This window comes from Kitasatospora sp. NPDC127111, assembly GCF_042677465.1.
Classification (GTDB): domain Bacteria; phylum Actinomycetota; class Actinomycetes; order Streptomycetales; family Streptomycetaceae; genus Kitasatospora.
The window spans coordinates 97,661-118,518 of the sequence record NZ_JBHXTG010000011.1; the positions used below are offsets into that span (position 1 = coordinate 97,661).

Annotated in this window: 23 protein-coding genes; 18 read left to right on the forward strand and 5 right to left on the reverse strand. The window is 73.7% G+C overall.

Annotated elements, in window-relative coordinates; all coding sequences use genetic code 11:
* Positions 1–65 precede the first annotated feature (65 nt).
* The 14 genes from pdhA to ACFVHB_RS10200 all read left to right on the forward strand — a co-directional run bounded on the left by pdhA (position 66) and on the right by ACFVHB_RS10200 (position 12,034).
* Positions 66–1,001, forward strand: a complete 936-nt coding sequence (gene pdhA, locus ACFVHB_RS10135; RefSeq protein ID WP_380318057.1) for a pyruvate dehydrogenase (acetyl-transferring) E1 component subunit alpha — start codon at positions 66–68, stop codon at positions 999–1,001.
* Positions 998–1,993, forward strand: coding sequence for an alpha-ketoacid dehydrogenase subunit beta (locus ACFVHB_RS10140; protein WP_380318060.1), 996 nt, complete (start codon positions 998–1,000; stop codon positions 1,991–1,993). Before pdhA ends, ACFVHB_RS10140 begins: the two co-directional genes overlap by 4 nt.
* A gap of 1 nt (position 1,994) precedes the next feature.
* Positions 1,995–3,371, forward strand: coding sequence for a dihydrolipoamide acetyltransferase family protein (locus ACFVHB_RS10145; protein ID WP_380318063.1), 1,377 nt, complete (start codon positions 1,995–1,997; stop codon positions 3,369–3,371).
* The gene (locus ACFVHB_RS10150; protein ID WP_380318066.1) at positions 3,368–3,610 is read left to right on the forward strand and encodes an acyl carrier protein; all 243 of its coding nucleotides are present in this window, start codon (positions 3,368–3,370) and stop codon (positions 3,608–3,610) included. The genes ACFVHB_RS10145 and ACFVHB_RS10150 overlap by 4 nt, the downstream gene beginning before the upstream one ends.
* 230 nt (positions 3,611–3,840) lie before the next feature.
* Entirely contained in the window at positions 3,841–4,305 is a 465-nt protein-coding gene (locus ACFVHB_RS10155; RefSeq protein ID WP_380318069.1) for a hypothetical protein, read from the forward strand.
* The gene (locus ACFVHB_RS10160; RefSeq protein ID WP_380318072.1) at positions 4,278–5,198 is read left to right on the forward strand and encodes a hypothetical protein; all 921 of its coding nucleotides are present in this window, start codon (positions 4,278–4,280) and stop codon (positions 5,196–5,198) included. Before ACFVHB_RS10155 ends, ACFVHB_RS10160 begins: the two co-directional genes overlap by 28 nt.
* 4 nt (positions 5,199–5,202) lie before the next feature.
* Positions 5,203–6,588, forward strand: coding sequence for a V-type ATPase 116kDa subunit family protein (locus ACFVHB_RS10165; protein ID WP_380318075.1), 1,386 nt, complete (start codon positions 5,203–5,205; stop codon positions 6,586–6,588).
* Positions 6,585–7,001, forward strand: a complete 417-nt coding sequence (locus ACFVHB_RS10170) for an ATP synthase subunit C (RefSeq protein ID WP_380318078.1) — start codon at positions 6,585–6,587, stop codon at positions 6,999–7,001. The genes ACFVHB_RS10165 and ACFVHB_RS10170 overlap by 4 nt, the downstream gene beginning before the upstream one ends.
* A 2-nt stretch (positions 7,002–7,003) precedes the next feature.
* Positions 7,004–7,222, forward strand: coding sequence for a V-type ATP synthase subunit F (locus tag ACFVHB_RS10175; RefSeq protein WP_380318081.1), 219 nt, complete (start codon positions 7,004–7,006; stop codon positions 7,220–7,222).
* Entirely contained in the window at positions 7,219–7,761 is a 543-nt protein-coding gene (locus ACFVHB_RS10180; protein ID WP_380318084.1) for a hypothetical protein, read from the forward strand. The genes ACFVHB_RS10175 and ACFVHB_RS10180 overlap by 4 nt, the downstream gene beginning before the upstream one ends.
* Complete coding sequence (locus ACFVHB_RS10185; RefSeq protein ID WP_380318087.1) at positions 7,754–9,472, forward strand: V-type ATP synthase subunit A; 1,719 nt, start codon at positions 7,754–7,756, stop codon at positions 9,470–9,472. The genes ACFVHB_RS10180 and ACFVHB_RS10185 overlap by 8 nt, the downstream gene beginning before the upstream one ends.
* Positions 9,469–10,845: a V-type ATP synthase subunit B gene (locus ACFVHB_RS10190; protein WP_380318090.1), complete on the forward strand. Its 1,377-nt coding sequence runs from the start codon at positions 9,469–9,471 to the stop codon at positions 10,843–10,845. The genes ACFVHB_RS10185 and ACFVHB_RS10190 overlap by 4 nt, the downstream gene beginning before the upstream one ends.
* On the forward strand, positions 10,842–11,471 hold the full coding sequence (locus ACFVHB_RS10195; protein ID WP_380318093.1) for a V-type ATP synthase subunit D: 630 nt from the start codon (positions 10,842–10,844) through the stop codon (positions 11,469–11,471). The genes ACFVHB_RS10190 and ACFVHB_RS10195 overlap by 4 nt, the downstream gene beginning before the upstream one ends.
* A gap of 125 nt (positions 11,472–11,596) precedes the next feature.
* Positions 11,597–12,034 carry a universal stress protein gene (locus ACFVHB_RS10200; RefSeq protein ID WP_380318096.1) on the forward strand — a complete coding sequence of 146 codons (438 nt, stop codon included), beginning with the start codon at positions 11,597–11,599 and terminating at the stop codon, positions 12,032–12,034.
* A 70-nt stretch (positions 12,035–12,104) separates the two neighbouring features.
* Here the strand turns inward: ACFVHB_RS10200 and ftsH are convergent, their stop codons facing one another.
* The gene (gene ftsH, locus ACFVHB_RS10205) at positions 12,105–14,030 is read right to left on the reverse strand and encodes an ATP-dependent zinc metalloprotease FtsH (RefSeq protein ID WP_380318099.1); all 1,926 of its coding nucleotides are present in this window, start codon (positions 14,028–14,030) and stop codon (positions 12,105–12,107) included.
* A gap of 281 nt (positions 14,031–14,311) precedes the next feature.
* On the opposite strand from ftsH, the gene ACFVHB_RS10210 reads away from it, so the two are divergent.
* Positions 14,312–14,764 carry a universal stress protein gene (locus ACFVHB_RS10210; RefSeq protein ID WP_380318102.1) on the forward strand — a complete coding sequence of 151 codons (453 nt, stop codon included), beginning with the start codon at positions 14,312–14,314 and terminating at the stop codon, positions 14,762–14,764.
* Positions 14,765–14,805: 41 nt separating this feature from the next.
* On the opposite strand, the gene ACFVHB_RS10215 is transcribed toward ACFVHB_RS10210, so the two are convergent.
* Entirely contained in the window at positions 14,806–14,946 is a 141-nt protein-coding gene (locus ACFVHB_RS10215; RefSeq protein WP_380318104.1) for a hypothetical protein, read from the reverse strand.
* Positions 14,947–15,164: 218 nt separating this feature from the next.
* Between ACFVHB_RS10215 and ACFVHB_RS10220 the strand changes: the two genes are divergently transcribed.
* On the forward strand, positions 15,165–16,505 hold the full coding sequence (locus ACFVHB_RS10220) for a nicotinate phosphoribosyltransferase (RefSeq protein ID WP_380318107.1): 1,341 nt from the start codon (positions 15,165–15,167) through the stop codon (positions 16,503–16,505).
* A 40-nt stretch (positions 16,506–16,545) separates the two neighbouring features.
* Here ACFVHB_RS10220 and ACFVHB_RS10225 read toward each other — a convergent pair whose 3' ends face one another.
* On the reverse strand, positions 16,546–17,151 hold the full coding sequence (locus ACFVHB_RS10225; RefSeq protein ID WP_380318110.1) for a CBS domain-containing protein: 606 nt from the start codon (positions 17,149–17,151) through the stop codon (positions 16,546–16,548).
* Between the two features lie 195 nt (positions 17,152–17,346).
* Positions 17,347–18,042: a CBS domain-containing protein gene (locus tag ACFVHB_RS10230; RefSeq protein WP_380318113.1), complete on the reverse strand. Its 696-nt coding sequence runs from the start codon at positions 18,040–18,042 to the stop codon at positions 17,347–17,349.
* 162 nt (positions 18,043–18,204) lie between these two features.
* Between ACFVHB_RS10230 and ACFVHB_RS10235 the strand changes: the two genes are divergently transcribed.
* Positions 18,205–19,629 (forward strand): MBL fold metallo-hydrolase RNA specificity domain-containing protein, encoded by a 1,425-nt coding sequence (locus ACFVHB_RS10235; protein WP_380318115.1) that lies wholly within the window; start codon positions 18,205–18,207, stop codon positions 19,627–19,629.
* 57 nt (positions 19,630–19,686) lie between these two features.
* Positions 19,687–19,941, forward strand: a complete 255-nt coding sequence (locus ACFVHB_RS10240; RefSeq protein ID WP_380318118.1) for a DUF1918 domain-containing protein — start codon at positions 19,687–19,689, stop codon at positions 19,939–19,941.
* On the opposite strand, the gene ACFVHB_RS10245 is transcribed toward ACFVHB_RS10240, so the two are convergent.
* The gene (locus tag ACFVHB_RS10245) at positions 19,866–20,828 is read right to left on the reverse strand and encodes a DUF317 domain-containing protein (RefSeq protein ID WP_380318120.1); all 963 of its coding nucleotides are present in this window, start codon (positions 20,826–20,828) and stop codon (positions 19,866–19,868) included. The genes ACFVHB_RS10240 and ACFVHB_RS10245 overlap by 76 nt on opposite strands.
* Positions 20,829–20,858: the final 30 nt, after the last annotated feature.

Sequence of the window (20,858 nt, forward strand, 5' to 3'; positions counted from 1 at the left end):
ACCCCCGCCGGAGCAGGCCGCGAACATCGGACGGCGCGGACCCCCGCCTCGGTCTGCTGCGTGAGATGCTGCGCATCCGCCGTTTCGAGGAGCGCTGCGTGGAGCTCTACAGCTCCGGCGAGATCCGGGGCTTCGTCCACCTGTGCATCGGCGAGGAAGCCGTCTCGGTCGGCGTCAACCGCGCGCTCACCCCGGAGGACGCCGTGGTCACCACCTATCGCGAGCACGGCCACGCGCTGGCCCGGGGCATTCCCGCAGAGGCGGTGTTCGCCGAGATGCTCGGGCGCGTCACCGGGTGCAGCCACGGCCGGGGTGGCTCGATGCACCTGTTCGACGCCGCGCGCCGCTTCTACGGCGGGCACGGCATCGTCGCGGGCGGCCTGCCGGTGGCGGCTGGGCTGGCCCTGGCCGACCGGATGCGCGACGAGCCCCGGCTGGCCTGCTGCTTCTTCGGCGACGGCGCGTTCGCCGAGGGCGAGTTCCACGAGACCGCCAATCTGGCCGCTCTGTGGGACCTGCCCCTGCTGATGGTCTGTGAGAACAACCTCTACGCCATGGGCACACCGCTGACTCGCGAGCACGCCCAGATTGACCTGGCGGCGCGGGCGGCCTCGTACGGCATGGTCGCCTGGGCCGTGGACGGCATGGACGTGCTCGCCGTCGAACACGCCGCCCGCCGCGCGGCACAGGCCGTCCGGGAGGGCGGCGGGCCGTACTTCCTGGAGCTGCGCACCTACCGCTTCCGGGCGCACTCGATGTACGACCCGGACCTCTACCGGGACAAGGCCGAGATCGAGGAGTGGAAGCAGCGAGACCCGATCACCCGGCTCGCCGATCGGCTGCGCGCCGACGGCGGTCTTGACGACGACGGGCTGCAGCTGGTCGAGAAGGAGATCGCCGAGGAGCTGGACCGGGCGGCCGAGCAGGCCCGGAAGGGCGGCCTCGAACCCGTCGAGGACCTGCTGCGCTTCGTCCGCACCCCGACCGGGGAGCCGTCGTGACCAGGGCGAAGACGACACCGGAGGCGGTCACCTACCGCGAGGCGCTCCGGGAGGCCATGCGCGAGGCGTTGGCGGCCGACGAGCGGGTGTTCCTGATGGGCGAGGACGTCGGCCGCTACGGCGGGGCCTTCGGGGTCAGCCTCGGACTGCTGGACGAGTTCGGACCGGACCGCGTTCGCGACACGCCGCTGTCCGAGTCGGCCTTCGTCGGGGCCGGCATCGGCGCGGCCATCGCCGGCATGCGCCCGATCGTCGAGGTGATGACCGTCAACTTCAGCCTGCTCGCCCTCGACCAGATCCTGAACAACGCCGCCACCCTGCTGCACATGTCGGGCGGACAGGTCGCTGTGCCGCTGGTGATCCGGATGACCACCGGTGCCGGCCGCCAGCTGGCGGCCCAGCACTCGCACAGCCTCGAGGGGTGGTACGCCCACATCCCCGGGATCCGGGTCCTCGCACCGGCCACGCTGGAGGACGCCAGGCACATGCTCGCGCCGGCCCTGGCCGACCCCGACCCAGTGGTGATCTTCGAGCACGGCTCGCTGTACAACGCCTCCGGGCCCCTGACACCCGACGCCGGACCGGTGGATCTCGACAGCGCCGCGATCCGGCGCGCTGGCACCGACGTCAGCCTGATTACCTACGGCGGGTCGCTCGGCAAAGCCCTGGCGGCCGCCGAACAGCTCACCGCCGACGACATCGACGCCGAGGTCGTCGACCTGCGCACGCTCCGCCCGCTCGACGACGGGACCGTCGTCGGCTCGGCTCGGCGCACCCACCGGGCGGTGGTGATCGACGAGGGATGGCGCACCGGCGGCCTCTCGGCCGAGGTGGTCGCGCGGATCACCGAGCAGGCGTTCTACGACCTGGACGCACCCGTGGAGCGGGTGTGCGGTGCCGAGGTACCGGTGCCGTACGCCCGGCAGCTGGAGGAAGCCGCTCTGCCGCAGACCGGTGACATCGTGGCGGCGGCCCGGCGGGCGGTCGGCTGAGATGGCCGAGTTCACCATGCCCGCGCTCGGCGCCGACATGACCGAGGGAACCCTGGTGGAATGGCTCGTCCACCCCGGCGACCAGGTGGCCCGGGGCGACATCGTGGCCGTCGTGGACACCGCCAAGGCGGCGATCGAGGTCGAATGCTTCGAGACCGGCACCGTCGAACGTCTCCTCGTCGAGCCGGGGACGACCGTACCCGTCGGGGCCGCTCTTGCCGTCATCACTACGGGCCGCGAGCCAGGGCCGCGGCCCGCGGCGAAGGCGGGTGCGCGAACCTCGCCGGAAGCCGAACCGGCCGGGCCGGCAGCGGTACCGCCCGCCACCCCGCTCGTACGGCACCTGGCCGAGGAGAGCGGGGTCGACCTGGCCGCCGTACAGGGAACCGGCCCCGGCGGACGGATCACCCGCGCCGATGTGACCGGCGCCCCCGGATCCGCCCGACCCGACCGGGCCCGACCGGAGCCCCGGCTCGCGGCCCCGACCGCACCGGTGGCCGGCGGGCGGCCGCAGGCCGCGCCCCGGCCCGGCACCCGGGTGCGTACCACCCCGATGGCCAGGCGCATCGCGGCCGAGTCGGGGATCGACCTCGCCGAGGTGCGGGGAACCGGCGAGGGCGGCGCGGTCCGGGCCTCCGATGTACGGGCGGCCCTCGCCGCCAGGACGGCGGCGGCCCCACCGCCAGGACACGCGCCCGAGGCAGCCGTCGGCCGGCCGGAGGCGATGCGCCGCGCCGTCGGCGATCTGATGGCCCGCTCCAAACGGGAGATCCCCCACTACTACCTGTCCACCACCGTCGATCTCGCCGCCGCGACCGGCTGGCTCCGTGAGCGCAACCGCAGACTCCCCGTCCCCGAGCGGCTGGTACCCGCCGCCGTGCTGCTCAAGGCGGCCGCGCTCGCCGCCCGCGAGGTGCCACAGCTCAACGGGTTCTGGACCGCGGACGGCTTCACGCCCGCGCCCACCGTCCACTTGGGCGTCGCCGTCGCGCTGCGCGGCGGCGGACTGATCGCCCCGGCCATCCACGACGCCGCCGACCTCGCGGTTCCCGACCTCATGGCACGGCTGCGCGACCTGGTGGCCCGGGCGCGGGCCGGGCGGCTGCGCGCCTCCGAGACCACGGACCCCACCATCACCGTCACCAGCCTCGGCGACCAGGGCGTCGAGGCGGTGTTCGGCGTCATCTATCCGCCGCAGGTCGCCCTCGTCGGCCTGGGTCGCGTGGTCGAGCGGCCCTGGGCCGTCGAGGGCATGATCGGGGTGCGGCCCGTGGTCACGGCCACCCTCTCGGCCGACCACCGGGCCAGCGACGGCGCCACGGGCGCCCGCTACCTGTCGGCACTCGACCGACTGCTGCAGACACCGGAGGAACTGTGAACCACGGCCAGGCCCTCACCCTCGTCCGAGAGGTGCTCACCGAGATCGTCCCGGACGCGGACTTCACCGAGATCGGCCCGGACGCCGACTACCGCGCGGCCCTGGAGCTCGACTCGCTCGACTTCCTCAACCTGGTGGAGCGGCTGTCCGAGCGCGCCGGCTGCCGGATCGACGAGGACGACTACCCCCGCCTGGCCACCCTCGCCGGTAGCGCGGACCTGCTCGCCGAGCGGGCCTGACCGGACGCCGCATCCGCCCCGTCGAATTCCTGCCGCGTGCGCGGCGCGGACTCGGCCGGCGGACCGGTGAGAGCGCCGAGCAGCGGTCCGCCCCGAGCCGCGCGGTGCGTCTCTTCCGGACCCCAGGCCGTGCCGGGCACGGACGGCTTTCCGCAAACGGCCCACCAGCGGGCGACAGGACCGGACAGGCGTGGAAACTGGAGTGGGGGATCGACCGGCAGAAGGGCTCGTTGGTGCGGCTCCGGGATTACCTCGCACGGTTCCGCCCCAGAGGCGCCCCGGGGGCGGCCGTAACCGGCGTCCCCGCCGACCGGGCGGCGGAGCTGGAGGCCGAGCTGGCCCCCTCACTCGCGCCACTGGCGAAGGCGCAGAAAGAGGCCGCGGCCATCCGTGCCGAGGCGGTCGCCGATGCCGAACGCATGAGGCACGACGCCGCAGCGCGGGCGCAGCGGATCGTCGATGACGCCCGTGCCCGTGCGCCGCAGGCCCGCACCGAGGCCGCCGGACCGGCTCGGCTCGCGGCGGAGGCCCAGGCGGCCGAGCTGCTGGCAGCCGCGGAACGCGCCGCCGCCCAGGTGCGCGACCGGGCGGCGGGACGGATGCCTGCCCTGGTCGACCGGGTGGTGGAGGATGCCCTGGACAGGGTGGGTGCACCGAGGAGGTCCCGGTGGGCGCCGGGTGGGTCGGCGGGGTGACCCGGGCGAGGGGCCTGCTCTCGCGCCGCGTGGGCCGGCAGGGCGCCCGGGATCTCGCGGCCTCCCCTCTCGCGGACGCCCTGCGGCAGCTGGCGACAACGCCGTACCGGCGGTTCCTGCCTCCGGACGCCACCGTCGCGGAGGCTCAGCGGGCGGTCTCCGCCACTCTGCTGTGGCATCTGCGGGTCCTCGCGGGCTGGCAGCCCCGTGCTGGGGCGCAGGCGCTGAGGGCCCTGGCTGCAGGCTTCGAGCTCGCCAACGTCGAGGACCGGCTACGGGCGATCGGCGGTCTGCCGGTGCCGCAGCCGTACCGGCTCGGGGCACTGGCCACGGCGTGGCGAAGGGTGGAGCGGGCCCGCACCCCCGCGGAGCTGCGGGCCGCCCTGGCCGCCTCCGCATGGGGCGACCCGGGCAGCGAGGATCCGGCGACCGTGGCCGCCGCACTGCGGATGGCGGCGGCGGCCCGTACGGCGGAGGCCGTGCCCGCAGCGCGGCGGTGGGCGCTGGGACGGGCGGCGCTGCTTGCCGCCCGCTGCCTGTTCGTCACCGGCCGCCCGCTCCCCGAGGCTGCGGCCGGCCACGCTTCCCGGCTGCTCGGGGCACAGGCGGTCGAGGCCGGATCGTTCGAGGAGTTCCGTGAACGTCTGGAACCTGCGGCCGCCTGGGCGGTGGCGGGCATCCCCGGCCCCGACGGCCTCTGGCAGGCCGAGGCACGCTGGTGGACGGCGCTCGACCGGGACGGCGGCGACCTGCTGCATGGCACCCGGTACGGGCCGGGGCCGCTGGTCGGAGCGGTCGCGGTGCTCTCCGCCGACGCCTGGCGGGTGCGCGCCGCCCTGGAGCTCGCCGGTCGCGGTGGCGAACCGCTGGAGGCGTTCGATGCGCTGGGCTGAGGCCATGACGCCGGTACGCATGCAGCGGGTGGCGATCGTCGCGCCGGACGCCGCCCTGCGCGAGACGCTGCTGCTGGTCGCCGAGGCGGGCTGCGTCGAGGTCGACCGGGTCGAGGAGCCCCCGCCGGGCCCGGCGGGGAGCCGGCTCCGGCGGCTGACCGCCGTACCCGGTGCTCCCGCCGCCGCCCTGGCCGGGGCACGACCCGATCCCGGCGCCTTGGAACGGGAAGGGCGGTGGGACCTGCTCGCGGGCGAGGCCCAGGTCGAGGAGTGCGAGGCGAGCGCGGTGCGGCAGGGCGAGGTGGCCGCGCTGGCCGGCTGGTGCCCCGTCGGCGCGGTCGCGGCCCTGGCCGATCGGCTCTCCGCCGCCGGTGGCACCCTGGTGCCGCTGCGGGCGCCGCGCGGCGTCACCCCGCCGACCGTGCTGCGCGCCACCGGGCCGGTCCGCCGGGCGTTCACGCCGGTGGTGACCACCTACGGGACGGTGCCGTACCGGGACGTGGACCCGACCTGGCCCGCCGGCGTCGTGTACGTCCTGATGTTCGGTCTGATGTTCGGTGACGCGGGGCACGGCGCGCTGCTGTTCCTGGCCGCGCTGCTGCTGCGGCTCGGCCGTCCCCGGCGGGCCGCGCGGCTGCACCGGTTGTGGCCCTTCGTTGCCGCGGCCGGGCTGACCAGTACTCTGGCGGGCCTGGCGTACGGCGAGTTCTTCGGCCCGAGCGGGGTCCTGCCGGTTCTCTGGCTGAACCCGCTGGACCGGCCGACGCGGCTGCTGGCGGCGGCGGTCGGTCTGGGTGGGGTGCTGCTTGCGCTCGCGTACGCCGGCGGCGCGGTGAACCGGTGGCGCGAGGGCGGCCCGGCCAAGGCGCTGTATGCCGTCTCCGGCGTGGCCGGCTGCGCGCTCTTCCTCGGCCTGGTGTCGGTCGGCGGTGGATGGTACCTGCACGCTCCCGGGCTCCTGGTCGCCGGAGCGGCGGCGGCAGCGACCGGACTCGGGCTGGCGGGGGCGGGCCTGTTCGCCGCGGGATCCGGCGGGATCGGCGGGGCGGCGCAGACCGCGGTACAGCTCTTCGACGCGGTGCTGCGGATCTTCGCGAACACCGTCTCCTTCGCGCGCCTGGCCGCGTTCGGGCTCACCCATGCGGCGCTCGGGCAGGTGGTCTGGCACGGCACGTCAGGACTGGCCGAGCGCGGCTCGTGGGCTGTGCTCGGCGCGGTACTGGTCTTCACGGTCGGCAACGCGGTGACCTTCGCGCTGGAGGCACTGGTGGCCGGGGTGCAGGCGCTGCGGCTGGAGTTCTACGAGCTGTTCTCCCGGGTGTTCGAAAGCCTGGGCCGACCGTTCCGGCCCTGGCACCTGCCCGTCCGACGAACGGAGGTCTCCCCGTGATCACCTGGCTGGTCGCGCTGCCCGTCCTGGCCACCGCCTTCGGCGCGGTGCGCCTGCTGACCCGTCGGCGCGGGCGGGCGGCCGTACGCTGGCTGCTCGGCATCAACGCCGTCGTGCTCGGCGGGGCGCTCGCCCTGCTGGTGACGGCGCTCGACGACTCCGCCCGGGCCGACACGCCCGTCGCGGCGGCGGCTTCAGGGTCCGGCTCGGCGGCGCTGATCGGGGCGGGGATCGCCGTGGCCGGCGCCTCCATCGGCGCCGCGATCGCCGTCGCCTACACCGGTGCCGCAGCGATCGCCGCACTCAGCGAACGACCCGAACTCTTCGGCCGGGCCATGGTCATCGTGGGACTGGCCGAGGGCATCGCCGTGTACGGGCTGGTCGTCGCGATCCTGCTGATCGGGAAGGCCTGACCGTGGGTGCCGTCGCCGCCATCGGCGAGCGGACCAGGGTGGCCGGGTTCGCTCTGGCCGGGGTCACCGTACTCGTAGCCGAGCGTCCGCAGGAGGTGCTGGACGCGTGGGCGGACCTGCCCGAGGGCACGGCTTTGGTGATCGTCACCCCGGCAGCAGCGCGGGCGCTCGGCCCGGAACGGCTGGCCGCCACCCGGCCGCTCACGGCGGTGATGCCGTGACGGGAGAGGTGGCGCCCCCGCAGGCGGACGCTCTGGAACCCGTCCGGGCCGAGTTGCTGCGCGCCGCCCGGGCCGAGGCCGAAGCTCTTCGCGTCGAGGCACGCCGGAAAGCCGAGGAGATCGTCGCCGGTGCCCGGGCCGAGGCTGAGGCAGTCCTCGACCGCGCCCGGCGGCACGGGGAGGCGGACGGACGGGCCGCCGCCGCGGGTGAAGTCGCCCGCGCCCGCCGCGCCGCCCGTACAACGGAGCTGACCGCCCAGGGCGAGGCATACGCCGAGCTGCGCCACCGCGCGACCGAACGCGTCCGCGAACTGTACGAGGCCGATTCCGCTGTCGCGGCAGGCCTGATTGAGCGGGCCCGCGGCTGCCTCGGCGCCGAGGCACGGATCACCGCCCACCCTGAGGGCGGACTGCTCGCCACGGTTCCCGGCCGACTGATCGACTTCGGTCTGCCGACGCTCGTGCAGCGCGCCCTCGACCGGCTCGGCGCGGAGGCGGAGACGCTCTGGTGCCCGGGACCCGGTGAGTCCGGTGGCTGACGCCGGCCCGCCGACCGTGCTCCGAGTCGCCGGGCCGCTGGTCGAGATCGGGCACGACGGCGGCCTCGCGATGCACGACGTGGTGCTGCTCGGCCGGGCGGGGCTGCCCGGGGAGGTGGTGGCCATCACCAGCGCCACGGCGACCGTGCAGGCGTACGAGTACACCGGCGGCCTGGCACCCGGGCAGCCGGTTCGCCCACAGGGCAGGCCGCTGCGCGCCGCCCTGGGGCCGTGGCTGCTCGGCAGCGTCTTCGACGGCCTGCTGCGGCCGCTGACGGCCGTCCACGACTGGCTGGCGCCCGGCAAGGGAGTCGGCACCGATGAAGACAGAACGTGGCACTTCGTCCCAACGGCGGAGGACAGTACGTCGGCAGAGGGATCGGTGCTGGGGGAGATCACCGGCGGATCGGTCTCCTTCCGCGTCCTGACGCCACCTGGCGCCCGGGGGCCGGTGACCCGGATCGCGCCCGAGGGGCGGTACCGGGCGGAGGATGTCCTCGCGGTGGTCGGCGGCGCCGAGGTCCGGATGGCCACCGAGTGGCCGATCCGCCGGCCCCGCCCGGTGCGGGAGCGGGTGGACGCCGACCAGCCGCTGCACACCGGCCAGCGCGCCATCGACCTGCTCTTCCCGGTGGCCCGGGGCAGTACGGTCGCCGTCCCCGGCGGATTCGGGACCGGGAAGACCGTGCTGCTGCAGCAGATCGCCAAGTGGTGCGACGCCGACGTCATCGTCTACGTCGGCTGCGGCGAGCGGGGCAACGAGATGGCCGAGGTGATCGCCGAGCTGGGCCGTCTCGACGATCCGCGGACCGGCGGGCGGCTCTCCGAACGCACGGTCGTGGTGGCCAACACCTCCAACATGCCGATGATGGCCCGCGAGGCGAGCGTCCACACCGGCGCGACCGTCGCCGAGTACTTCCGGGACATGGGCCTGGACGTCGTGGTGATCGCCGACTCCACCTCGCGCTGGGCCGAGGCGCTGCGGGAGTTCGCGTCCCGGATGGGAGAACTGCCCGCCGAGGAGGGCTACCCCGCCGGGCTCGCCTCCGAGCTGGCCGCCTTCTACGAGCGCGCCGGGGCCGTGCGCACACTCGGCGGCGCGCTCGGCTCGGTGACCGTCCTCGGCGCCGTCTCACCACCCGGCGGTGACCTGACGGAACCCGTCACCGCACACACCGAGCGCTTCGTACGCTGCCTGTGGACGCTCGACCGCGACCTCGCGTACGCCCGCCACTACCCGGCGGTCTCCTGGGCGGGCTCGTTCTCCCGCGACGCCGCCCGACTGGCCGCCGCCCACTCCCGGGGCGGCGACCCGTCCTGGGCCGAGCGCCGCACGCGGATCGCCGAACTGCTCGCCGAGGCGGACCGGCTGGCCGACCTCGTCGAGCTGGTCGGCATCACCGCGCTGCCCGGCCGGGAGCGGATCAGCGTGCTCGCCGGACGGCTGGTCCGCGAGGCGCTGCTCCAGCAGAGCGCGCTGTCGGCCCGGGACGCGTACTGCACGCCACAGAAGACCGCGGCGCTGGCGGAGGCCGTTCTCGCGGTCGTCGCCCGCTGCCGGGACGTGCTTGATGCCGGCACACCGGTGGACGCCGTGGAAGAGGCCGACTTCACTCCGCTGCTGCGGGCCCGCGAGGAGGTCGGCCCCACGAACGCTGCCGGCGTCCTCGCCCGCCGGGACGCGGTGCTCGACACACTGGGATCGCTATGACCTCCCGGGACGAGATCGAGTACACCGATGTCCGCGAGTTGCGCGGACCGCTGCTGGTGGTGGGCCGGGTCGCCGGGGTCGGCTGGGACGAGTTCGTCCGGGTCACCCTCGAATCGGGTGAGCAGCGGCACGGCCTGGTGCTGGAGGTGGACCGGGACCTCGCCGTGGTGCAGGTGCTGGAGGACACCTCAGGCGTGGACCCGGCCGCCACCCGGGTCGCCTTCACGGGGAGTCCGCTGCGCATCCCGGTCGGACCGGGCTGGCTGGGGCGGATCTGCAACGGGCGGGGCGAGCCCGTCGACGGCGGGCCGCCGGTGTTCGGCCGCGCCACCGCAGCGGTCGGCGGCACCCCGGTGAACCCGGTGCGGCGTGAGCCGCCCGCCGAGCCGGTGCTGACCGGGGTCGGCGCCATCGACGTACTCACCACCCTGGTGCGCGGGCAGAAGCTGCCCGTCTTCTCGGTGGCGGGCCTGCCGCACCTCGAACTCGCCGTACAGATCGCGGCCCAGTCCACCAGCGGCGGCGAGGCGTTCAGCGTGGTCTTCGCCGGCATGGGCCTCACCCACGCCGACGCCGCCTTCGTCCGAGACGCCCTCGCGGAACGCTCCCAGGAGGGCGAGCTGGTCCTGCTGCTCAACACCGCCGCCGACCCGGTGATCGAGCGGCTGCTCACGCCTCGCATCGCCCTCACCGTGGCGGAGCACCTCGCGTTCGAGGGCGGACGGCACGTACTGGTGGTGATGACCGACATGACCGCGTACGCGGAGGCCCTGCGCGAGGTGTCGGCCGCACGCGGTGAGGTCCCCGCCCGGCGGGCCTACCCCGGCTACCTGTACAGCGACCTCGCCTCGTTGTACGAGCGCTGCGGCCGGATCAAGGGACGGCCGGGATCGGTCACCGTCCTCCCGGTGCTCACCATGCCCGCCGGAGACATCACCCACCCCGTGCCCGACCTCACCGGCTACATCACCGAAGGACAGATGGTCCTGAGCCACGAGGTGCACGCGCGCGGTGTCTATCCGCCCCTGGACGCGCTCTCCTCGCTCTCCCGGCTGATGCGGCGCGGCGCCGGGCCCGGCCGCACCCGCGAGGACCACCTCGACGTCGCCGCCCAGCTGCTCGCCGCGCTCGCCCGGGCCCGTCAGGTCCACGAACTCGCCGACCTGATCGGCCGCTCGGCGCTCAGCCCCGCCGACCTGCGCTACCTGGAACTCGACGAGGCCTATCCGCACCGATTCCTCGCCCAGCGGCCCGACGAGAACCGGCCGCTGGACGAGGCACTGAACCAGGCCTGGGAGGTCCTGCTCTCTCTGCCGCGCAGTCAACTGACCATGCTGCCGTCCGAACTCCTCGACGCACGCGGTGCGCGGTGACCGCCCGGCGCCGCACGCCGCCCGGACGGGTCTCCCGGCTGCGCCTGCGGCACAGCCTGGATATCGCGGTACGCGGCGCCGACCTGCTGGAACGCAAACTGCGGATTCTCCGCGACCACCACCGGAAACTGGTCGAGCAGGAGCACGACGCCGAGCGGACCTGGCGCGAGCGGTTGGGCGAAGCCGAGACCTGGCTGCTGCGCGGGCTGCTGCTGAGCGGTGAGCGGGCCCTGACCACGGCAGCGGTGGCGGGCCGCGCCGACATCGCCGTCGAGTGGACCGTCTCCATGGGGGTACGCCACCCTTCCGCGCCCTCCTGCACCGACGCCGTGCGGGCCGACCACGAGCCTGCGCCCGCCAACACCGCCCTGCTCCGGGCCGAGGCGACCTACCGCGAGGCCGTCCGGGCAGCGGCCGCCCTCGCCGCCGCCCGGACGGCGGCCGGGCTCATGGCCGCGGAGACGGAGCGGACCGGTCGGCGGCTCCGTGCCCTGCGCCGGCACTGGATCCCGCGCCTGAGCGCCGAGCTGACGGCCTCGGACCAGGCCCTGGAGCAGGCCGAGCACGAGGACGCGGTACGGCGGCGCTGGGCGGCGGCACAGAACCGGCACCGCAGTGCCCGGTGACCAGGCCGCGCGGACTCATGAACAGGACCGACGGGTCCTCGATCGTCCCGGGCCCCCGAGTTGGCGGATTCCCGATCGTCGCGCAGCGTGGAAGAGGGAGGGACGTCGCAAGGAGGTGCCGGGCCATGGGCAGCAGCGAATCGCCTCCCCGCATCGTGGTGGGGCTCGACGGCTCGCCGTCGTCGCACGCCGCGCTCCGGTGGGCGGTGAAGCACGCGAAGCTGGTCGGCGGGGTGGTGGACGCCGTCACGGGGTGGGAGTTCCCGGCCCTGTACGGATGGTCGGCACCGGCCGTGCCACCCGACCTCGACGTCGACGTGGCGCACCGCCGGCTCGCGGAGGAGCTGGACAAGGTGCTGGGCGAGGACCGGCCCGTGGAGGTCAGGCCGCACGTGGTCCGCGCAAACCCGGCCGAGGCGCTGCTCGACGCCGCGCAGGGAGCCGAAGCTCTGGTCGTCGGCAGCCGCGGCCGCGGCACCTTCGCCAGGGCACTGCTGGGCTCGGTCAGCCAGCAGTGCGCACTGCACGCACCCTGCCCGGTCGTGATCGTCCGACCGCAGTAGCGCCCCACTCGGCGTGCTCGTCGTGGGGCCTCAGCTCGGCCGTTCCGCACGCTCCCGGCCGCCCCACACGCTATTTCCCGCTTTCCTGCGATCGGCCGAGGTCGGGCGGCTCCTGATGCCGGTGCAGGATGCCGAGCACGACCGTGCCGTCCACCGTCTCGTGTTCCACGAGCAGCGCGGCGAGCTCGTCCAGTTGCCGGCGGTGGCTGCGCAGCAGGTCCACTGCCCGGGCTTCTGCCTGCCTGAGCAGGCGGGCGACTTCCTCGTCGACGGTGCGCTGGGTGGATTCGGAGTAGGGCCTGCGGAGCAGGTCCTCCGGCGTGGGGCCGAGGTGTTGGGGGGCGGTGGTGGCGTATCCGACCGGGCCGAGTTCGGTGGACAGGCCGAACTCGCGGACCATGCGGGTGGCGACCTGGGTGGCGTTGGCCAGGTCGTTGGCGGCACCCGTGGATCCCTCGCGGAAGACGACCAGTTCGGCCGCCCGGCCGCCGAGCTGGACGGTCAGCAGGTCCATCAGGTAGCTCTCGCTGTACAGGTGCCGCTCCGCCTCGGGCAGTTGCTCGGTCGCGCCGAGGGTCATGCCTGCGGGCAGGATGGTGACCTTGGCGACGGGGTCGGCGTGCTCGCACAGGGCGGCCATGAGGGCGTGCCCGGACTCGTGCACGGCGACCGAGCGGCGTTCTTCCGGCAGGAGGGCGTTGGAGGACTCCCTGCGCCCGAGCAGCACCCGGTCGCGGGCGGTGTCCAGATCGTGAGCGGTGATGGTGGCGCGCTCTGCGCGCACCGCGTTGATGGCGGCCTCGTTCACGAGGTTGGCGAGGTCGGCGCCGGAGAAGCCGGGGGTGGCGCGGGCGATGCGGTCCAGGTCCACATCGGAAGCCAGGGTCTTGCCCTGCACATGGACGGAGAGGATCGCGGAGCGCTCGGCCTGGTTGGGCAGTGGCACGGTGACCTGGCGGTCGAACCGGCCGGGCCGCAGAAGCGCCGGGTCCAGCGCGTCAGGCCGGTTGGTGGCGGCGAGAACGACGATGCCGGTGGACTGGTCGAAGCCGTCCATCTCGGCGAGCAGCTGGTTGAGGGTCTGCTCGCGCTCGTCGTTCCCGCCGAGCCTCGTGCCGCCGCCGCGGCGGCCGCCGACGGCGTCGATCTCGTCGATGAAGATGATCGAGGGTGCCCGCTTGCGCGCCTCGTCGAACAGATCGCGGACCCGGGAGGCGCCGACGCCGACGAACATCTCGACGAACGCCGAGCCGGTCACCGACAGGAACGGCACCTGGGCCTCGCCGGCGACCGCGCGGGCGAGGAGCGTCTTGCCGGTGCCCGGCGGGCCGACCATGATCACACCGCGCGGGCCCTTGGCCCCCGCGGCCGCATACCGCTCGGGGCTGCGCAGGAAGTCGACGACCTCGCTGACCTCCTGCTTCACACCCTCGTAGCCGGCAACGTCGGCGAACCGGGTGTCCGGGCGCTCCGCCTCGATGATCTTCGCGCGGGAGCGGCCGATCGCGCTCAGTCCGCCGGTCATGGCCCGGCTCGCCATCCGGCCGGACCAGAGGAACAGCCCGCCGATGAGGATCAGCGGCAGGAAGATCAGCAGAGTTGACAGGAACGAGCTGCCGTTGCTGCTCTGCTTGGCGGTGATCTCCACGTGCTGGGACTGCAGCTGGGCGGTGAGTGCACTGCTGTCCAGGGCGGTCGGGATCTGGGTGGTGAACTTGGTTCCGTCCTTGAGGGAGCCGGTGATCGCTCCCTTGTCGGTGATCTCGACCGTCTGGACCTGACCCGCACCCAGCTTTCCGGCGAAGTCGCTGTAGCTGTAGCTGGTGCCGGTCCCCGACGGGCTGCGGGACAGCAGGATGAGCAGCAGCATGATCGCGACCGCCGCGGGCAGCAGCCAACGGCGCCAGGGCGGCGGAGGGGCGGGTGCGGGCTTCGGCGGCTCGCGCGGCGGCCCGGGCCGGGCCCGACCCGTCGGATGCCGGGTGGCAAAACGCATCGGTGCGATCATCTGGTGCATTCGACCCTCCACGCCCCATCGTGCTCCGCGGCGACCACGACGGGCAGGGCCCATCGGTCCACCTGGCTCAGACGTCCGGGCGGGCCCGCCCGGTCCGCGTGCGAATCCGCCGCAGGGGGCCGATCCTGCAGGAGAGCGGGCGTTGCTCGGCGACGCCGTCACAGGCCGGGCGTGCCCGGTCCGAACAACCGGGCGCCGTACGCACCTGTCGAGCGACTGCCTTCGGAGTTCGTCGTCGGCCTGATCGGAAGGACGAAGCCATGGCTCAGGAACCGGCCCTCGAGGGAAAGATCGTCGTCGGGGTGGACGGCTCGGAGCAGTCCAAACGAGCTCTGCGCTGGGCCGTGCAGCAGGCTGGACTCACGCACACCGTGGTGGAGGCGGTCATGGCCTGGGAGCCGCCGTTCTCCGGGTGGGGCAGCGCGGTACAGGTCGGCGAGGAAGCACAGCTGGAGAACCTGGCGCGGAAGGTCCTGGCCGAGAACGTCGAGAAGACGGTGGGTTCCCAGCCGCCGGTGGACATCCGGCTCAGGGTCGGGGAGGGCACCCCTGCCTGGGTCCTGCTGGCCGCTGCCAAGGAGCGAGCGTCCCTGCTGGTCGTCGGGCACCGCGGGCTCGGCGGCTTCGAAGGTGCCCTGTTGGGCTCCGTCGGGCAGTACTGCGTGCAGCACGCCCCGTGCCCGGTCGTGGTGGTCCGTGGCTCCGCAATCTGACGGGCGCCACCGGACTCCCGTGAGCCGGGCAGCGCGGTGGATCACCGGTCCGGCCGACCGCCCTCGACCGGGTGCGTCCTCGTCCACTCCTCACCGCAGCGGCAGGCGAACTGCTCCACCAGGTCACCGTCGTCGTTCAACGCAATCCCCTGGCGCAGGCGCACATGGACGTGGTCACTCATGGTCCACCGACCTTCACCTCGTACCCGAAACAGGACTCCCATCATCCACGGCCGACTGCGGGCAGGGAAGCGCCGGCCCGGAGACGTCCGCTTCATGAGATCGGAGCACACAGACGATCGCCGCGGTCACGATGACGGCCGAATCGCCCGTACCAGGCTCGGACCCGTTGGCGCGATCACGCCGCAGCCCACGTCCCTGGCATCCGGAGGCTGAGGCGATGTCGACGGCCCAGGTCACCGATCTGTACGAGGTGACGATGGCACACTCGTACCTGTGGGAGCGGATGACCGCCCCGGCGACGTTCGACCTCTTCGTGCGGAGGCTCCCGCCCGGCCGCGGCTTCCTGGTGGCGGCGGGCTTGGAGCCGGTGCTGGACTTCCTCTCCGGACTGCGGGTGGACGAGGAGGACGTCGCTGCCTTCGCCGCTGCCCTCGGACGGCCGTACCGGGACCTTGAGCCACTGCTCGGACTGCGCTTCACCGGCGGGGTGCGGGCCGTACCCGAGGGACGGATCGTGCTCGCCGGCGAGCCCCTCCTGGAAGTGACCGCGCCACTGCCCGAGGCGCAGCTGGTGGAGTCGTTCCTGCTCAACCAGGTGTGCCACCAGACGGCGGTGGCATCCAAGGCCGCACGGTGCGTCCTCGCTGCGGCCGGTCGGCCGCTGGTGGACTTTTCGCTGCGCCGCACCCACGGCGTAGCGGCGGCCGAGCAAGCGGCTCGCCTCGGCGCGCTGGTCGGCTTCGCCGGGACCAGCAACGTGGCCGCCGCGCGCCGGTACGGCCTGCGGGCCGTGGGCACGATGGCGCACTCGTACATCGAGGCGTTCGACGACGAGGCCGCGGCGTTCCGGGCCTTCGCCCGCGCCCACCCCGGCCCGGTGACCTTCCTGGTGGACACCTACGCCACCGAGGCCGGCGTGGCGGTGGCCGCCCGGGTACTGCACGAGCTCGGGCTGCACGAGGGCTGCGCGGTGCGCCTCGACAGCGGAGATCTCGGCGCGCTCGCCGTCTCGGCCCGCCGGATCCTCGACGAGGCCGGTCTGCCAGAGGTGGAGATCACCGCGAGCGGCGGCCTGGACGAGTACGCGGTGGACGAGCTGGTGCGCACCGGTGCGCCGATCGATCGGTTCGCCGTCGGCACCCTGGTCGGGGTCGCGGCGGATGCCCCCTACCTGGACGCGGCCTACAAACTGGTCGCCTACGACGGCCGGCCGATGATGAAGCTCTCCACCGGCAAGGTCACCGCACCCGGGGCGAAGCAGGTCCATCGCGCGCCCGGATTCGCCGACACCATCGCGCTGGCCGACGAGCCCGCCCCGGCCGGTACCCGGCCACTGCTGGAGACCGTGATGACGGACGGCCGCCGCACCGGCCCCGCCCGGTCACTCACCGAAGCCCGCGCCAGGTTCGAGGCCGACCTCGCTGAACTCCCGGACGCCGCCCGCCGCATCGTCGACCCGCATGCCTCGGCGCCCGCCGTCTCCGAACGGCTGCGGTCGTTGACCGACGAGGCCCGCCGATCGATCGAGGCACGGCAACGAACGGTTCCCGGCCCCTGAGCGGGCAGACCACGTCCGCAGGGGCGACGCCGGTGACCTGTCAGTCGGACGCGACGAGCCTGACCTCGGCGTCCACCACGCCGGGGACGGCACGCACCAACCGCTCCAGCACCGGCAGTGCCGAAGCGTCGGGCAGCGTCCCGCTCAGCGTGATCCGTCCCTCCTTCGCTCGGACGTCGACGGCCGAAGCCTGTTCGGGCTTCAGCACGGCGAGGAGTTCGAACCTCACCTGGTCGGCGAGGTCCTCGTCAGTACGCAGGTGGATCTTCAGCAGGTCGCTGCGGCTGACGATGCCGATCAGGCAGTCCTCGGCGTCGACCACCGGTAGCCGCTTGAAGTTACCGCGAGCCATGGCCCGGGCGGCCTCGGCGGTCGGACTGGCGGCATGGACGGAGACGACGGGCGCCGACATCAGGCCGGCGGCGGTCAGCCCCTCGGTGTTGCCCTTCTCGCGGTCCTCGGCCGCCAGCAGGTCCGCCTCGGACACCACGCCTACAACCCTGCCGTCGCCGGCCAGCACCGGGACGGCGCTGACTTTCCACTGCTGAAGGGTCTCCAGGATCTCGCGGAATGTCGCGTCGCGGCCGACCGCGACCACCGCGTGGGTCATCACCTCGCCGACGGTGTTCCACTGACTCGCCATCATGTGCTCCAAAGGGGGTGCATCGGGGCCTTCGGTGACCCGACTGCGCTCGCGGAGCGCACGCCCACGAAACCGGGCCGCCGAGGCTTCCGACGCGGATCAGGTGGCGGAGGCGGTCAGGTGGACCAGGGCGCGGTCCCGTGCCGTCGGGCCAGAGCCGCGCACCGCGCGCCCAGGACCTGCTCGTTCAGGTCGAACTCAGCGGTCGGCGTGGTAGGCGCGCGGGTGTTCGAGGTGGACATCGGTGTCGTCCTCGCTCCAGTCGAGGGTCTGGTGCACCGCGACCACACCGTCCACGGCACGGCACAGCTGCTCGGCGATCGGAACGAGACTGCGGCGCGGCAGCCGTCCGGTCAGGGTGACCACGCCGTCGTGCACGACGACCTGGACGTCACCCGGTGCCAGCCACAACGTCTGGCCGAGCACGTCGTGGACGATCTCCTCGCGGATGGCGGCGTCGTGGCGCAGGAAGACCTGCAGCAGGTCGCGGCGGCTGACGATGCCGACCAGCCTGCCGACCTCGTCGACCACGGGGAGCCGCTTGACCTTGTGCCTGTCCATGGCCCGGGCGGCCTCCGGAACGGACCAGGAGGCGCGGGCGGTGACGGCCGGACTGGTCATGAGCCCGCCGGCGGTCTCGGCCTCGGCACGAGCTCGGTCGGCGGCGTCCAGCCAGCGGCCCGGGGTGCGGCCCTCCGGGTCGGGCAGGACGGCCTCCTTGCGGAGCAGGTCGGCCTCGGAGACCATGCCGATCGGGCGCTCCTGGTCGTCGACGACCGGGATGGCGGTGATGTCGTTGCGGTGGAACAGCGCCGCGATCTCCTTGAAGGGCGTGTCGGGTCTCGCAGTGACGACCTCCTGGGTCATCACGTCGTGGACGCTGCGATGCTGCATGATCCTCACTCCTCCACGTCCGGTCTCCGTACTTCCACTGTCCGCCTGCCGGAGCGGGACCGCACAGGGCCGTTCGGTCCTGCCGCCAGGGCCGATGCAGCCCGCGACGGCCGAGCCGCCACTCGCCATGATGGGAAGTGACCATTCCCTTCGGAGGTCGCCATGACGACGGACGCCACCTCGCCTCATCCGCAGCCCCGCCCGGGCCTGCTGACTTTCCTCGGCGGTGTCGGCACCGTCACCGGCAGCAAGTTCCTGGTCGAGACCGACCGCGCCCGGGTCATGGTCGACTGCGGCATGTTCCAGGGCCTCGCCGAACTGCGCCGGCTCAACCGCCGCCCACTCCCGCTCGACCCGGCCGACATCGACGCGGTGGTCCTCACCCACGCCCACCTGGACCACTGCGGCTACCTGCCCAAACTCGTCCGGGACGGCTTCCGCGGGCCGGTACTGACCACTCCCGACACCGCCCGCCTCGCCGAACTGATCCTGCGCGACAGCGCCCACCTGCTCCGCGAGGACGCCGACCACGCCAACGAGCACGGCTGGTCCAAGCACCGCCCCGCCCAACCGCTCTACGACGAGGACGACGTCGAGAAGACCCTGCGGATGTTCGACCCCGTCCGGCTGGACTCCGACGTCGAGATCACCGGCGGCATGGTGCTCCGGCTGCACCACGGCGGCCACATCCTCGGCTCCGCCTGGGCCCACCTGACCATGGAGGACGGCCACACCCTCGCCGCCAGCGGCGACCTCGGCCGCCCCGTCCACCCGCTACTGCGCCCGCCTGAACCGTTCAGCGGCGCGGACGTCCTGCTGATGGAGTCCACCTACGGCAACCGCCACCACGAGGAGACCGCCGCCCGCGAATGGTTCGCGGCCGCGATCAACCGCACCCTCGCCCGCGGCGGCACCGTTGTCATCCCGTCCTTCGCCGTCGACCGCACCGAGGTCGTCCTGCACCAGCTCGCCGAGCTGCGCCGGGCCGGACGGCTACCCGCCGGCGCGCCCGTCTACGTCGACAGCCCGATGGCCCTGGCCGCCCTGCAGATCTACCACGAGGCCTTCGCCCGCCACTCCGGCCAACTGCGCCCCGAAATCCTCGACGAAGGCACCTCGGCCCTCGACCCCGAACCGTTCCAGCTGATCCACTCCCTCCAGGAGTCCCTGGCCCTGGAGCACTCCAGCGTCCCGTCCATCCTGGTCTCGGCCTCCGGCATGGCCACCGGCGGCCGCGTCGTCCACCACCTGCGGCGACTACTGCCCGACCCGCGCAACACCGTCATCGTCGTCGGCTTCGCCGCCGAAGGCACCCGCGCCCGCGACCTCGTCGACGGCGCCCGCGTGCTGAAGATGTACGGCAGCTACATCCCCGTACGGGCCGAGGTGGTCAACGTGCCCGCCTTTTCGGCCCACGCCGACGCCGCCGAGATCATCGACTGGCTGCGCCACGCCCCACCGCCCAGCGCCACCTACCTGGTCCACGGCGAGCCGGACGGCGCGCAGTCCCTGCGCGACCGGATCGACCGCGAACTCGGCTGGACGGCCGTCGTCCCCCGCTCCGGGGAACGTGTCCTCGTCCGCTGAGCGATCGTACTGGGCCACCGCTCCGGGACAAGAGCCCCGGGAGGAAGGGATTGTGAGATGAAGGCCTCAGTCGGAGACCGGATCATCGTCGAAGGCACTCGCCCCGGTGTCGCGCGTCGCGACGGTGAGGTCGTGGCGCTGCACCACACGGACGGCAGCCCGCCGTACGACGTGCGCTGGTCGGACACGGGCCGCGTGTCGGAGTTCTTCCCCGGCCCCGACGCCCGGGTCCACCACTACCGGCACCAGGACACCGAGGAGAACCCATCGGCCCCAGTCCGGCAGGAAGCCCCGCACCTCTTCGCGGACTGACAGGTCCGCACGGTGCGCCCCCATCCGCAGGCTTGACGAGGGTGAAGCGAACCCGCAGACGACGTACGGGCCCAACGCCCTCGCCCGTTGACACCCGTCGGGGCGCGGCTCCGCGCAGCCGCGTCCCGGTTGGCGCGGCCCGCACGCCCCACGGCGCCTCGTACATTCCCCGATCCGCCCGGCACTGATCGACGCCAGCCGAGAGGCCCAGCTCGTCGTGGTCGGCGTCCGGGGGCGGGGCGGAGGCGCTGGCGGAGCGCCGGCAGAGGGTTGACCACCTCGTCGAGCGCGGCGCTGATGAGGGCGTTGGGGGTGTGGCCGGTGAAGGCGGCGTGCCAGCGTTCGCTGGGGTATCCGCGGGGGCCGCCCCAGACGGTGACGGTCGGACCGAGCCCGCGGATGTCGCCGATGTTGTGGTTGACGGCGATGCCGGCGGTGTCGTCGGGGCGGGTGTAGCTGTAGACGCCGGGGACGGGGGCGGTCTCCCGCTGCCACGTCTCGTCGGCGGCTTCCAGGTCGGCCGCGATGTCGTTGTCCAGCGATCGGCGCCCCCACAGCAGTTCGCCGCGCACCGCTTCGGAGGTCGCGGTCAGGGCGTGGGCCAGGCGCTCGGATACCGCGGTCACGACCTCGACCGGTGTGCGGGTGCAGAAGGTGGCACTCCAGGTCCGTTCGCCGACGGGCGAGGCGTACGCGGCGACGGTCCAGCGGGGCCCGGTGGTGGTGTCGTGGTCGAGTTCGATCGCGGCGAGGAGGGACTCATGCGGGGCGACGGTGGTGTCCTGCCCCGGGCTGTAGCGGCCCCGGGTGGGGGATGTTTCGAGGACCGGGGCGAGGGCAGCCTCGGCGTCGCCCGGTCCGGCCAAGTGGCCTGGTGTGACCACCACTTCGAGGTCGGGGGCGGGGCTCAGGGAGTC